The sequence below is a fragment of the Variovorax paradoxus genome, assembly GCA_016806145.1.
In the GTDB taxonomy this organism is placed as follows: Bacteria; Pseudomonadota; Gammaproteobacteria; order Burkholderiales; family Burkholderiaceae_C; genus Variovorax.
Genome location: CP063166.1, coordinates 4,553,999 through 4,567,212 on the forward strand (window position 1 = coordinate 4,553,999; position 13,214 = coordinate 4,567,212).

Genomic DNA, 13,214 nt, shown 5'->3' on the forward strand with positions numbered 1-13,214 from the left:
TCGCCGCAACGACAAAGCATGTGCACCGCAGCATGCCGCGCGCATGCGATCGCTGCTTCTTCGCGCGCACTTCCGAACTACATCGCGGCTGCAGCGCACGCGGTCCATCGGCGGCGGGCGGATGGCTTCGGCCCGCGCACGCCGACCTTCGCGATTCGCACAAGTCTTGTGCGCCCGTGCGTCTACACCGGCACGCCCGCGCTTCGTACGCTTCGGTCTTCTTCAGTCCCCCAGAGAAGTCCATGCAGCATCCCAGCATCCGCACGCTCACCGGCGCGCAGCCGACCACCCGCCTCGATCCCGCCACCACGGCGCTGATCGCGATCGATTTCCAGAACGAGTACTTCGACGGCCGCATGCCGATCCCCGATGGCCTGCCGGCATTGCGCCAGGCCCGGCGGCTGATCGAGGCGGCGGACCGGCATGCGGTGCCGGTGTTCCATGTGCAGCACCTCGCGCCCGCGGACAGCCCGATCTTCGCGCAGGGCAGCGCGGCCTTCGACATCCATCCCGAGCTGCGCCCCGACGCGCGGCACACGGTGCTGACGAAAGCGACGCCGAGCGCCTTCGCGGGCACCTCGCTCGATGCCGAGCTGCAGGCGCGCGGCATCCGCACCTTGATCCTCACCGGCCTCATGACCCACATGTGCGTGTCGGCCACCGCCTTCGATGCCGCGCCGCGCGGCTACCAGAACCTGATCGCGGGCGATGCCTGCGCGACGCGCGACCTCGACCTCGAGGACGGCGGCGTGCTCGGCCATCGCGAACTGCATCGCGCGGCGCTGCGCGGCGTGTCGGACGTGGTGGCCGAGGTGCGCTCGACCGACGAGCTGCTGCGGCTGCTCGATCAGCCGGCGCCGTAACGCGCCGCCGCGAAATCGACGAAGGCGCGCACCTTCGGCGACAGGTGGCGGTTCTGCGGATAGAGCGCGTAGAGGTTCAGTGCCGGCTGATCGAAGTCCGGCAGCACGCGCACCAGCTCGCCGCGCGCGAGATGGTCGCGCAGCAGGAAGGCCGGCGAGAGCGCGAGCCCGGTGCCGGCCAGCGCGGCCGTGCGCAGCACGATGCCGCTGTTGGCCTGCAGCCGGCCGCCGACCTCGACCGTGTGCACGCCGCCGTCGCGCGCGGTGAAGCTCTGCTGCCCCGCCTTGCCCGCGAGCGAGTAGTTGAGGCACTCGTGCGTCGCGAGATCCGCGGGCACGACCGGCGTGCCGCGCCGCCGCAGGTAATCGGGCGAGGCCACCCACCACTCCTCGAAGCTCGCGAGCCGCTTGACGATCAGCGTCGAGTCCGACAGACCATGGGCCAGCCGCAGGCCCACGTCGAAACCCTCCTCGATCAGGTCGACGAAGCGGTCGTTGCACACCAGGTCGACCTTGAGCTGCGGATGCGCTTCGAGAAAAGCCGGCAGCCATTGCGCGAGCGCCTCGAGCCCGAAGGACATCGGCGCGTTGATGCGCAGCAGGCCCGTGGGCTCGACCTGGTGTTGCGCGACGGCCAGCGCGGCGGCCTCGAGCTGGTCGAGGATCTGGCGGCCGTGCTGGTAGTAGGTCTGGCCGGCCTCGGTGAGCGCGAAGCGGCGCGTGGTGCGGTTGAGCAGCTGCACGCCGAGCGCGGCCTCGAGCTGCTTGACCTGGCGCGAGACGACGGTGTGCGAGACATCCATGGCCTCGGCCGCGGCCGTGAAGCCGCCGGCCTCGACCACCGCGCGAAATGCCTTCAAGGCGGCGAACTGATCCATGCGCGCGACTGTATGCGAACGAAACCCCCGGGCCTCTTGCGAAACCCGGGGGTCGATGGGAGATGTGGCGAACGCGGACTCAGTGCGCGCCGGCCGCCGCGTCGCTGCCCGCGCCGCCCGATTGCGGCCGCGCGAACCACACCAGCGGAATCAGCAGCAGGAACAGCACCGCCGATGCATAGAAGATGTCGTTCGAGGCCAGCATGAAGGACTGCTGGTCGACCAGGCGATTGATCTGGCCCATCACCTGCTCGGTGCTGAAGCCGTTGCTCGCGAGGCCCGACATCGCGCTGGTGGCCGCGATGTTGCCCTGGTTGATCGACTCCGCGAGCTGCGCGTGGTGCAGCGTCGCGCGGTTCTCCCACAGCGTGGTGGCGATCGAGGTGCCCATGGCGCCGGCCGTGATGCGCAGGAAGTTCGACAGGCCCGAGGCGGCCGGGATGCGGTCGGGCGTGAGGCCCGAGAGCGTGACCGTCACCAGCGGGATGAAGAAGAACGCCATCGCGATGCCCTGGATGAAGGTCGGGATCATGATGGTCCCGAAATCGGCCTGGGTGTTGAAGTTCGACCGCATCCACAGCACCAGCGCGAACACCAGGAACGAGAAGGTGGCGTAGCGGCGCGGGTCGACCTTGGCGATGGTCAGGCCCACCACCGGCGACAGGAAGATCGCCAGCAACCCTACCGGCGCCATCACCATCCCCGCCTGCGTCGCGGTGTAGCCCATCCACTGCTGCAGCCACAGCGGCAGCAGCACCACGTTGCCGAAGAACAGGCCGTAGGCCACCGCGGTCGCGACCGCGCCCGACCAGAAGTTGCGGCGCTTGAACAGCGACAGGTCGACCACCGGATGCTTCTCGGTCAGCTCCCAGATCAGGAAGAAGGCGAAGCCCACGACGGCCACCACCGCGAGCGTGACGATCTGCGCCGAGTGGAACCAGTCGAGCTCCTTGCCCTTGTCGAGCATGAGCTGCAGCGCGCCGACCCAGATCACCAGCAGCGCGAGGCCGATGGCGTCGATGGGCACCTTGTGGGTCAGGCTCTCGCGCTTGCGGTACAGCACCCAGGTGATGGCCGCGGCGACGATGCCCACCGGGATGTTGATGTAGAAGATCCAGGGCCAGGAGATGTTGTCGGTGATCCAGCCGCCGAGCAGCGGCCCCATCACGGGCGCGACCAGCGTGGTCATCGACCACATGGCCATCGCGAGGCCGGCCTTGGCGCGCGGATAGCTCGACAGCAGCAGCGTCTGCGACAGCGGGATCATCGGTCCCGCGACGAAGCCCTGCAGCGCGCGAAACGCGATCAGCGTGGTCATGTTCGGCGCCAGGCCGCACAGCAGCGAGCTGATCATGAACAGGATCACGCTCGCCACGAACAGGCGGACCTGGCCGAAGCGCTGCGTCATGAAGCCGGTGAGCGGCACCGCGATGGCATTGGCCACCGCGAAGCTGGTGATGACCCAGGTGCCTTGCGTGGTGCTCACGCCAAGGTCGCCCGAGATGGCCGGCAGCGACACGTTCGCGATCGACGAGTCGAGCACGTTCATGAAGGTGGCGGCCGAAAGCGCGATCGTCCCCCACACGCGGGCGGAGCCCTCGAGCGGAGGCGGTGCGACGTAGGCGGGTGCGGCGGCGGTGGCCATGGTTCAGCGCGACAGCGGTCGGAACGAAAGCGCCGTGGCGATCAACCGGGCTGGCCCTGCGCGGGGATCTGCGCGGCCGAGGCCGGCGAGATCGCGGGCGCGGCGCGGTTGGCGGGCACCGAGGGCACGTGCACCGCCTTGGCGGCCGCGCCGTTGCCGAGGTTGGCGGCCACGATGCGGTCGACCTCGGCATCGGCGCCGCGGTCGAGCTGGCTGTAGACCTGCGTCTGCGTGAGCGCGGTGGCGCGCGGCGCGTCGGCGAGCATCTTGCCGGCCTTCTGCGTGATGTCGACCTCGACGTCCATCGACAGGCCGATGCGCAGCGGGTTGGCCTTGAGCTGCTCGGCGTCGAGCGCGATGCGCACCGGCACGCGCTGCACCACCTTGATCCAGTTGCCGGTGGCGTTCTGCGCGGGCAGCAGCGCGAAGGCGCTGCCGGTGCCCACGCCGAGGCCGGCGACCTTGCCCGTGTACTCGACCTTCTTGCCGTAGACGTCGGCCGTGAGCTTCACCGGCTGGTCGATGCGGATGTTGCGCAGCTGCACTTCCTTGAAGTTGGCGTCGACCCACAGCTGGTTGAGCGGCACGATCGACATCATCGGCGTGCCGGCCGCGACGCGCTGGCCGAGCTGCACGGTGCGCTTGGCGACGTAGCCGTCGACCGGCGCGGGCATGGCGACGCGCTGCGTGGCCAGGTAGGCCTCGCGCACCTTGGCGGCGGCGGCCAGCACGCTCGGGTGCTCGGCCACGCTGGTGCCTTCGGTCAGCGACTGGTTGCTGGCGAGCTGCTCGCGCGCGGCGATCACGCCGGCCTGCGCCGCGGCCAGCGCGCTCTTCGCGTTGGCGAGCGTGGTCTCGGCATGGTTGAGTTCTTCCTTCGACACCGCGCCGTTGCCCGACAGCGCGCGGCGGCGCTGCAGGTCGTCCTGGGCCTTGGCGATGTCGCTCTGCGCCTTGACGATGTCGCTCTGGCGCAGCGTGACCTGCGCGGCCAGCGAGCCGTTGTTGGCGTACAGCGTGCGGGTCTGGCGCACGGTCTGCGCGAGCGCGGCCTCGGCCTGTTCGAGCGCGACCTTGGCATCGGCCGGGTCGAGCTGCACCAGCGGCTGGCCGGCCTTCACGTAGTCGGTGTCGTCGGCGTTGATCGCCATCACGGTGCCGCCGATCTGCGGCGTGATCTGGATCACGTTGCCCTGCACGTAGGCGTTGTCGGTGTCCTCGTAATGGCTGGCCACCAGCCATTCGTAGAGGCCCCAGCCGCCACCGACCACGACCACCGCGGCGGTGAGCGCGGTGAGTGCGCGGCGGCGCTTGCCGTTGCCTGCTTCGGGGACCGCGGCGGAGGAAGGAGCAGCGGTGGTCTGTGTGTTGTTGTCGCTCATGATGGTCTTTCCGGATTCGAAAGAGAGATTCAGTGGGCCGCGGCCGACGGGGTCGCGGAGGCCGTGGTGGTGGCGCCGGAAGCGGCGCTCGCGGTGTTCGACGGCGGCTGCCAGCCGCCGCCGAGCGCACGCGCCAGCGCGACCTGGGTGTCGAGCGCGCGCGCGGCGAGGTCGACGGCGAGTCGGCGCTGCGCCAGCACCGAGGTTTCGGCGGTCAGCACGTTGAGGTAGTTGCCGAGGCCCGCGCGGTAGCGCTGCACGGCGATGTCGTAGGCGCCCTCGGCGGCCGTCTGCGCGGCGCGCTGTTCGGCCTGCTGGCGCCCGATCGACTGGATGCTCGTGACCTGGTCGGCCGCGTCGCGCACGGCATCGATCACGGTGGCGTTGTAGCTCTCGACCGCGGCATCGAGGTCGGCCGACTTGCCGCGCAGGTTGGCGCGCAGCTGGCCGCCCTCGAAGATCGGCAGATGGATCGCCGGGCCCACGCCCCACTGCTCGCTGCCCGACTTCAGCAGTTTGCCGAAGCCCAGGCTCTGGAAACCGACGAAGGCCGTGAGGTTGACGTTGGGATAGAACAGGGTCCTGGCATTGGCCACGTCGCTGGTGGCGGCCTCGACGCGCCAGCGCGCGGCCGCGATGTCGGCACGGCGGCCCAGCAGGTCGGCCGGGATGTTGGGTTGCAGCACGATCGGCTTGACGCCGTCGATCAGCGGCGGCTTGAGCGCGTCGCTCGCACCGGGCTGGCCCACGAGCGCGTCGAGCGCGTGCTTCGCGATCGCGACCTGCTCGTTGAGCGCCTCGATCTGCTGGCGCGCCTCAGGCAGGCCGCCTTCGCTCTGGCGCAGCTCGAGCCGGGTGTCGAGACCGGCCGAGACGCGGTCGCGCACCAGCTTCAGGGTTTCGTCGCGCTGCGCCAGCGTGCGCTGCGCCACCGCGAGCTGCTCGTTGAGGCGCGCCCACTGGAAGTAGCTGCGCGCCACGTTGCTCGCGAGCAGCACGCGGGCCGCGTCGGCATCGGCGGCGGCTGCGTTGGCGGCGCCGATCGCGGCATCGAGCGCGGTGCGGTTCTTGCCGAAGAAGTCGAGCTCCCAGCTCGCGCCGAGCTGCAGCAGGCCGACGTTCTGGATCGAGCCGCCCAGCGGTTCGGGATAGATGTAGTTGGTGTTGAACTTCTGGCGCGTGGCGTCGAGGTCGAGCCCGACCTTGGGCTTGAGCGCCGCGCCCGCTACATCGGCATTGGCCTGCGCGCGCGCGAGGCGGGCCTGCGCGACCTGCAGGTTGGGGTTGCCGGCCACGGCCTGGTCGACCAGGCCGTTGAGCTGCGCGTCGCCGAAGGCCAGCCACCATTGGCTGTCGAGGGCGGGAGCGGCGGCCTTGTCGGCCGAGGCGATGCCGAGCGAGCCGGCATCGCGCAGCTTGGCATGGCCGCCGATGCCGGCCATGTCGGCACAGCCGGCCAGCGCGACCACCAGCAGCGCGGCGGCGACGACGGGGGTGCGGCGCAGGGCACGCACGGCGAATGAATCAGTCATTTTTTCCTCCACGGGCCGCGAGGGCCTGTGCGTTGTCGAGGATGCGGCGCAAGTAGGACTTGAGCTGCCCCCATTCATCGGCGGTGAAGTCCGCCAGCAATTCGTTCTGCACGCGGCTCAGGACGTGGGGCACTTCCTTGGCGGCCGCGCGGCCTTCGTCGGTGAGCTCGATGTTGACCACGCGCCGGTCTTCGAGCGAACGCACGCGCCGGCACAGGCCCTTGGCCTCGAGCCGGTCGAGCAGGCGCGTCATGGCGCCGGTGTCGAGCTCGCAGGCGCGCGCCAGTTCGGCCACCGTGGTGGCCGCGCCGATGTGCAGCTTGTAGAGCGGCACCCACTGCGGATAGGTCGGGCTGCCGGGCTCGCACATGCGGGTTTCCACCGACTGCGCCACCGTCGTGACGATCCGGCGCATCAGGTAGCCGATGCTTTCCTCGGTCGAATACGACTCCGCCCGGTAGAAATCGGGCGCACGACGCACCTCGTCCGGTGCAACCGGAGCGTCATCGGGAGCAGTGGCATCGTTCATGGCCCGAATATTAGCTGCCATGGCAATTATTGTCAAGGCGACCTTTGTGAAGGCAAAGGTTCTCTCGCTAGAATCGCGGCCCATGGCATCCTCCCCCTCGCCGGCCTCCACGGCCAAGGGCTCGCCCCGATCGCTGTCGGGTCTGGGCCCTTTTCTTCGTCCCTACCGTGTGCAGATCACGCTGGCCGCCGTCTTCCTGGTCATGGCGGCGGTCACGACGCTGGTGTTCCCCCTGGCCCTGCGCAGCCTGATCGACGGCGGCCTGGTCAACCCCGACAAGGGGGCCCAGACCATGGCGCTGCGCGAGCACTTCGGCGCCCTGTTCGCGGTCGCGGTCGCGCTCGGGCTGTTCTCGGCGGCGCGCTTCTACACGGTGAGCTGGCTCGGCGAACGCGTCACGGCCGACCTGCGCAACGCGGTCTACAGCCGGGTGCTGCGCCAGAGCCCGGTGTTCTTCGAGACCACCCAGACCGGCGAGGTGCTGTCGCGCCTCACGGCCGACACGACGCTGGTGCAGACGGTGGTCGGCTCCTCGCTGAGCATGGGCCTGCGCAACGCGGTGATGGGCGTGGGCGCGCTCGCGATGCTGATCTGGACCAATCCCTACGTGATGGTGCAGGTGCTCGGGCTGCTGGTGGTGGTGGTGCTGCCAAGCATGTGGTTCGGCCGCCGCGTGCGCCGCCTGTCGCGCGCCAGCCAGGACCGCGTGGCCGACTCGAGCGCGATCGCGGCCGAGGTGCTCAACGCGATCCCCGTGGTGCAGAGCTACACCGCCGAGGACCGCGAGGCCGGCCGCTTCGAGGGCTCGACCGAGAGCGCCTTCCGCACCGCCGTGCGCCGGACCAAGGCGCGCTCGGTACTGGTCGCCTTCATCATCATCGCGACCTCGGCGGCGCTGCTGTGGGGCCTGTACCAGGGCACGCAGGCGGTGCTGCGCGGCGACATCACGGCCGGCCACCTGGGCCAGACCGTGGTCTACGTGGCGATCCTCGCGAGCGCCACCGCGGTGCTCGGCGAGGTCTACGGCGACCTGCTGCGCGCCGCCGGCGCGACCGAGCGCCTGATGGAGCTGCTGCATGCGCCCGCGGCCATCGTCTCGCCCGCCGCGCCGGTGCGCTCGCCCGTGCCCGCCGCGGGCAGCGCGATCGTGTTCGACCGGATCACCTTCCACTACCCCTCGCGGCCCGGCACGCCGGCGCTGCGCGACTTCTCGCTGGCCGTGACGCCCGGCGAGACGGTGGCGCTGGTCGGCTCGAGCGGCGCCGGCAAGAGCACCGTGTTCCAGCTGCTGCTGCGCTACTACGACCCGCAGTCGGGCCAGCTGCTGCTCGACGACGCGCCACTGGCCTCGCTGGCACTGCACGATCTGCGCACGCGCATCGGCCTGGTGCCACAAGATGCGGTGATCTTCTCGACCAGCGCGCTCGAGAACATCCGCTACGGCCGGCCCGAGGCCAGCGTCGAGGAGGTGCATGCGGCCGCTCGTGCCGCCTTCGCGCACGACTTCCTGCAGGCGCTGCCGCAGGGCTACGACACCTTCCTCGGCGAACGCGGCGTGCGGCTGTCGGGCGGCCAGCGCCAGCGCATCGCGATCGCGCGCGCCATGCTCAAGAACCCGCCGCTGCTGCTGCTCGACGAGGCCACGAGCGCGCTCGATGCCGAGAGCGAACGCATGGTGCAGGCCGCGCTCGAATCGGCGATGGAAGGCCGCACGACGCTGGTGATCGCGCACCGGTTGGCCACGGTGCAGAAGGCCGACCGCATCGTGGTGCTCGACCACGGCGGCATCGTCGAGCAGGGCACGCATGCGGCGCTGGTGGCGCAGGGCGGGGTCTACGCACGGCTGGCGGCGTTGCAGTTCACGAGCTGACCGGCACCGATCGGGACCCGGTCCCCGGAAAGCAAAAAGGAGAGCCGAGGCTCTCCTTTTTTATTGCAGGGTTTCCTTGAGCCCCGCCGGGATCGGCAGCGGCATCACCGCGATCCCCTCGTCGAGCAGCGCCTCGGTCTGCTCGGGCGTGGCCTGGCCGCGGATGCCGCGCTCCTTGGTCTCGCCGTAGTGCATGCGGCGGGCCTCGTCGGCGAAGCGGTCGCCGACGTCCTCGGTCTTGGCCAGCACCTCGCGCACGGCACGCATCCAGCGTGCCTCGGGCGACATCTCGGCCGGCAGATTGGCGGGCGCCGATGCGGGCGCCGCGGCGTTCGAACGCTCGGCCTCGGGCGCCTTCGCGTTGCCGAGGTTCAGGCGCGGCGCGCTCAGCAGCTTGACGATCGCGGTGTTGGCACAGACCGGGCACTCGACCAGTCCGCGCGCGAGCTGGCTTTCGAAGTCCTCATTGGACCCGAACCAGCCTTCGAAGCCGTGGCCGTGCGCGCATTGGAGATCGAGGACCTTCATGCGCGCGATTATCCCTGGGCCGAGTCGCCCTGCCAGTCGAGGGCCCATGCGCCCGAGCCCGTGTTCTGCAGCCACAGCGCGCAGGCCAGGGTCTTGGCGTCGGTGACCGAGCCGTCGCGGCACCAGCCCAGAAGCTCTTCGGGCGTGGCGGTGAACACGTCGAGGAATTCGCCGTGGTCGAGCTGCCGCTCGCCGAGCGAGAGGCCGCGCGCGAAGTAGATGTGGATGACCTCGGTCGAATAGCCGACGGCCAGGTGCATCACGCCGGCACGCGCCCACTCGCTTGCGCGGTAGCCGGTTTCCTCGAGCAGTTCGCGCTGGCCGCAGACCAGCGGATCCTCGCCCGCGTCGAGCTTGCCCGCGGGGAACTCGATCATCACCTGACCCACCGGGTAGCGGAACTGGCGCTCGAGCACCACGCGGCCGTCGTCGAGCAGCGGAATCACCACCACGGCGCCCGGATGCACGACGTACTCGCGCGTGGCGCTGTGGCCGTCGGGCAGCTTCACGGTGTCGCGGCGGACTTCGAGGAAGTTGCCCTTGGCGAGCGATTCGCGCGAGGTCAGTTCTTCCCTGAGGTGCGAATCGCTGGGGGTACCGGTGGTCGTCATGGTGCGCTCCGTGGTCGGGTGGATGGCGAGCTCAGTGCCGGTGCTTCATCAGGTAGCGCCAGGTGAAGCCCGGGAAGGCCAGCACGATGAACAGCGCGCCGGTCACCGCATAGAACTCCCAGCCCTGCGCGGCGATCTGCCCTGCCCTGCGCTCGAACAGCAGGCCGATGCCGCCGGCGATGAAGTACAGCACCACCAGTTCGCCGAAGCGCATGGCCAGCGTCTTGCGCGCGCCGATCGCCACGGCGCCGAACAGCCGGTCGTTGACGAACGGCAGGTTGGCAGCCAGCAGGGCCAGCAGCAACACCACCCAGACCGAAGCCGTCTGCGACACCTTGTGCGGGCCCTGGCGCGCGGCGCGTCAGTTCGCCAGCGTGGCGACGATGGCCTTGGCGCACAGCGTCATCAGGCCGCCCGGCACGATGCCGAGGATCAGGATCAGCGCGCCGTTGATCGTGAGCACGGTGCGCACGTCGCGCGGCGCCGACACGGTGCTGGCCGTGACCGGTGCGTCGAAGTACATGACCTTGACCACGCGCAGGTAGTAGAAGGCGCCGACCAGCGACATCAGCACCGCGAACACGGCCAGGCCGATGTAGATGGCCTGGCCCGAGGCGATCAGCGCCTGCAGCACCGCCAGCTTGGCGTAGAAGCCGACCAGCGGCGGGATGCCCGCGAGCGAGAACATGGTGATCGCCATCACGCCGGCATACAGCGGGCTGCGCTGGTTGAGGCCGGCCAGGTCGGTGATCTCCTCGCTCTCGAAGCCCTCGCGCGCCAAGAGCAGGATGGTGCCGAAGCTCGCCAGGGTCGTCAGCACATAGGTCACGATGTAGAACATCGAGGCGCTGTAGGCGAACTGGGCGTTGTAGGTGTTGCCGTTGACCACGCCGGCCACCAGGCCGAGCAGCACGAAGCCCATCTGCGAGATGGTCGAGTAGGCCAGCATGCGCTTGAGGTTGGTCTGCGCGATGGCGGCCAGGTTGCCGACCAGCAGCGAGGCGATGGCCAGCAGCGCGAGCATCTGCTGCCAGTCGATCGCCAGCGGCAGCAGGCCTTCGACCAGCAGGCGGATGATGATCGCGAAGGCCGCGAGTTCGGGTGCGGCGCCGATCATCAGCGTGATCGCCGTGGGCGCGCCCTGGTAGACGTCGGGCACCCACATGTGGAACGGGGCGGCACCGACCTTGAACGCCAGGCCGGCCACGATGAACACCAGGCCGAACACCAGCACCTGGTGGTTGACCTTGCCGCTCGCGATGGCCTTGAACACCTCGTTCACGTCGAGCGAACCGGTGGCGCCGTACATCATCGACAGGCCGTAGAGCAGGAAGCCGCTGGCCATGGCGCCGAGCACGAAGTACTTCATGGCGGCTTCGCTGGCGACCGCGTTGTCGCGGCGCAGCGCCACCAGCGCGTAGCTCGAGAGCGTCAGCAGTTCGAGGCCGAGGTAGATCAGCAGGAAGTTGCTGCCCGAGATCATCACGAACATGCCCAGCAGCGCGAACATGCCCAGCGTGAACATCTCGCCGCCGCGCAGCATGTCGCGGTCGGCCGCGTAGGGACGGCCGTAGACCAGCGTGACCATCAGCGCCAGCGAGGCGAAGCACTTGAGCCAGTTGCCCATCGGGTCGCTCACGACCATGTTGCCGAAGCCGTAGATGGCCTTGCCTTCGCTCGCGGCCATGCCGGTCATCGCGGCCACCACGGCCAGCGTGATCAGGGTCAGGACGTAGGTGCGGGTGCGGCGCGCGCTGGTGTCCGACAGGTCGACCAGCGCGATGATGCAGGCCATGACCAGCAACACGATTTCAGGGTAGATCGTGACCCAGCTGAGTTTGTCAATCATCTCGTTCTCTTCTTCAGCCAGCCATCAGGAGGGGATCTTCGACACCGCCACATGACGCAGCAGCTGGGTCACGGAGGCGTCCATCACGTCGGTGAAGGGCTTGGGAAACAGGCCCATCCACAGCACCGCGATCGCCAGCAGCGCCAGCATCACGAACTCGCGCGCATTGATGTCGCTGAGTTCCTTCACGTGGTCGTTGCCGACCGGACCGAGGTAGACGCGCTTGTACATCCACAGGGTGTAGGCGGCGCCGAAGATCAGCGCGGTGGCCGAGGCCAGGCCGATCCAGAAGTTGGCCTTGACCGCGCCCAGGATCACCATCCACTCGCCGACGAAACCGGCGGTGCCCGGCAGGCCGCAGTTGGCCATCGCGAACAGCAGCATGAAGGCCGCGAACTTGGGCATGGTGTTGACCACGCCGCCGTAGTCGGCGATCTGGCGCGAATGCACGCGGTCGTAGAGCACGCCGATGCCGAGGAACATGGCGCCCGACACGAAGCCGTGGGCGATCATCTGCACGATGCCGCCGGCCACGCCGAGTTCGTTGAAGATGAAGAAGCCGAGCGTCACGAAGCCCATGTGGGCGACCGACGAATAGGCCACGAGCTTCTTCATGTCCTGCTGCACCATCGCGACCAGGCCGACGTAGATCACGGCGATCAGCGACAGCGCGATCATGAGCCAGGCCCATTCGTGCGCGGCATCGGGCGCGATCGGCATCGAGAAGCGCAGAAAACCGTAGGCACCGAGCTTCAGCATGATCGCGGCCAGCACGGCGGAGCCGCCGGTCGGGGCCTCGACGTGCACGTCGGGCAGCCAGGTGTGGACCGGCCACATCGGCACCTTCACCGCGAAGGCCGCGAAGAAAGCGAAGAACAGCAGCGTCTGGGCATGGCCGCTCAGCGGCAGCTTGTGCCACGTGAGGATGTCGAAGCTGCCGCCCGAGGTGTTGTACAGGTAGATCAGCGCCACCAGCATCAAGAGCGAGCCGAGCAGCGTGTAGAGGAAGAACTTGAAGGCCGCGTAGATCTTGTTCGGACCGCCCCAGATGCCGATGATCAGGTACATCGGGATCAGCGTGGCTTCGAAGAAGACGTAGAACAGCAGGCCGTCGATGGCCGAGAACACGCCGATCATCAGGCCCGACAGGATCAGGAACGCGCCCATGTACTGGTTGACGCGCTCGGTGATCACTTCCCAGGCCGAGATCACCACGATGATGGTGATGAAGGCGGTCAGCAGCACGAACCACACCGACAGGCCGTCGACGCCCAGGTTGTAGTTGATGTTGAAGCGCTCGATCCAGGGCGCCTTCTCCACGAACTGCATCGCGGCGCTGCCGTTCTGGAAACGCGTGATCAGAGGCAGCGTGACCAGGAAGCTCACGATCGACCCGACGAGCGCCACCCAGCGCACGCCCTTGGCGTGCTCGTCGCGACCGAACGCCAGCAGCACGGCACCGAATGCGATCGGCACCCAGATGGCAAGGCTCAACAAACCCATTTTTCTTTTACTCCAGCGCTTTGC

At 68.9% G+C, this 13,214-nt stretch carries 12 protein-coding genes; 2 read left to right on the plus strand and 10 right to left on the minus strand.

The annotated features are described in order from the left end of the window. Window positions 1-242: 242 nt before the first annotated feature. Window positions 243-863 (plus strand): cysteine hydrolase, encoded by a 621-nt coding sequence (locus INQ48_21270; protein ID QRF55896.1) that lies wholly within the window; start codon window positions 243-245, stop codon window positions 861-863. On the opposite strand, the gene INQ48_21275 is transcribed toward INQ48_21270, so the two are convergent. The 5 genes from INQ48_21275 to INQ48_21295 all read right to left on the minus strand — a co-directional run bounded on the left by INQ48_21275 (window position 848) and on the right by INQ48_21295 (window position 6,829). Next, window positions 848-1,741, minus strand: coding sequence for a LysR family transcriptional regulator (locus INQ48_21275; protein QRF55897.1), 894 nt, complete (start codon window positions 1,739-1,741; stop codon window positions 848-850). The two genes, INQ48_21270 and INQ48_21275, sit on opposite strands and share 16 nt — an antisense overlap. A 79-nt stretch (window positions 1,742-1,820) precedes the next feature. After that, on the minus strand, window positions 1,821-3,386 hold the full coding sequence (locus INQ48_21280; GenBank protein ID QRF55898.1) for a DHA2 family efflux MFS transporter permease subunit: 1,566 nt from the start codon (window positions 3,384-3,386) through the stop codon (window positions 1,821-1,823). Between the two features lie 41 nt (window positions 3,387-3,427). Beyond that, window positions 3,428-4,768 (minus strand): efflux RND transporter periplasmic adaptor subunit, encoded by a 1,341-nt coding sequence (locus INQ48_21285; GenBank protein ID QRF55899.1) that lies wholly within the window; start codon window positions 4,766-4,768, stop codon window positions 3,428-3,430. A gap of 29 nt (window positions 4,769-4,797) precedes the next feature. Then, entirely contained in the window at window positions 4,798-6,300 is a 1,503-nt protein-coding gene (locus tag INQ48_21290) for an efflux transporter outer membrane subunit (protein ID QRF55900.1), read from the minus strand. After that, on the minus strand, window positions 6,293-6,829 hold the full coding sequence (locus tag INQ48_21295; protein ID QRF55901.1) for a MarR family transcriptional regulator: 537 nt from the start codon (window positions 6,827-6,829) through the stop codon (window positions 6,293-6,295). Before INQ48_21295 ends, INQ48_21290 begins: the two co-directional genes overlap by 8 nt. A gap of 82 nt (window positions 6,830-6,911) precedes the next feature. Between INQ48_21295 and INQ48_21300 the strand changes: the two genes are divergently transcribed. Further along, window positions 6,912-8,699 (plus strand): ATP-binding cassette domain-containing protein, encoded by a 1,788-nt coding sequence (locus INQ48_21300; GenBank protein ID QRF55902.1) that lies wholly within the window; start codon window positions 6,912-6,914, stop codon window positions 8,697-8,699. A gap of 60 nt (window positions 8,700-8,759) precedes the next feature. Here INQ48_21300 and INQ48_21305 read toward each other — a convergent pair whose 3' ends face one another. Genes INQ48_21305 through INQ48_21325 form a run of 5 tightly spaced genes read right to left on the minus strand, consistent with a single transcriptional unit; the run spans window position 8,760 to window position 13,190 of the window. Then, window positions 8,760-9,227 carry a DUF1178 family protein gene (locus INQ48_21305; protein QRF55903.1) on the minus strand — a complete coding sequence of 156 codons (468 nt, stop codon included), beginning with the start codon at window positions 9,225-9,227 and terminating at the stop codon, window positions 8,760-8,762. Window positions 9,228-9,235: 8 nt separating this feature from the next. Then, complete coding sequence (locus INQ48_21310; GenBank protein QRF55904.1) at window positions 9,236-9,838, minus strand: NUDIX hydrolase; 603 nt, start codon at window positions 9,836-9,838, stop codon at window positions 9,236-9,238. 31 nt (window positions 9,839-9,869) lie between these two features. Continuing rightward, the gene (locus tag INQ48_21315) at window positions 9,870-10,172 is read right to left on the minus strand and encodes a DUF2818 family protein (GenBank protein QRF55905.1); all 303 of its coding nucleotides are present in this window, start codon (window positions 10,170-10,172) and stop codon (window positions 9,870-9,872) included. A 27-nt stretch (window positions 10,173-10,199) separates the two neighbouring features. Continuing rightward, window positions 10,200-11,687 carry an NADH-quinone oxidoreductase subunit NuoN gene (gene nuoN, locus INQ48_21320; GenBank protein QRF55906.1) on the minus strand — a complete coding sequence of 496 codons (1,488 nt, stop codon included), beginning with the start codon at window positions 11,685-11,687 and terminating at the stop codon, window positions 10,200-10,202. A gap of 24 nt (window positions 11,688-11,711) precedes the next feature. Further along, complete coding sequence (locus INQ48_21325; GenBank protein ID QRF55907.1) at window positions 11,712-13,190, minus strand: NADH-quinone oxidoreductase subunit M; 1,479 nt, start codon at window positions 13,188-13,190, stop codon at window positions 11,712-11,714. Window positions 13,191-13,214: the final 24 nt, after the last annotated feature.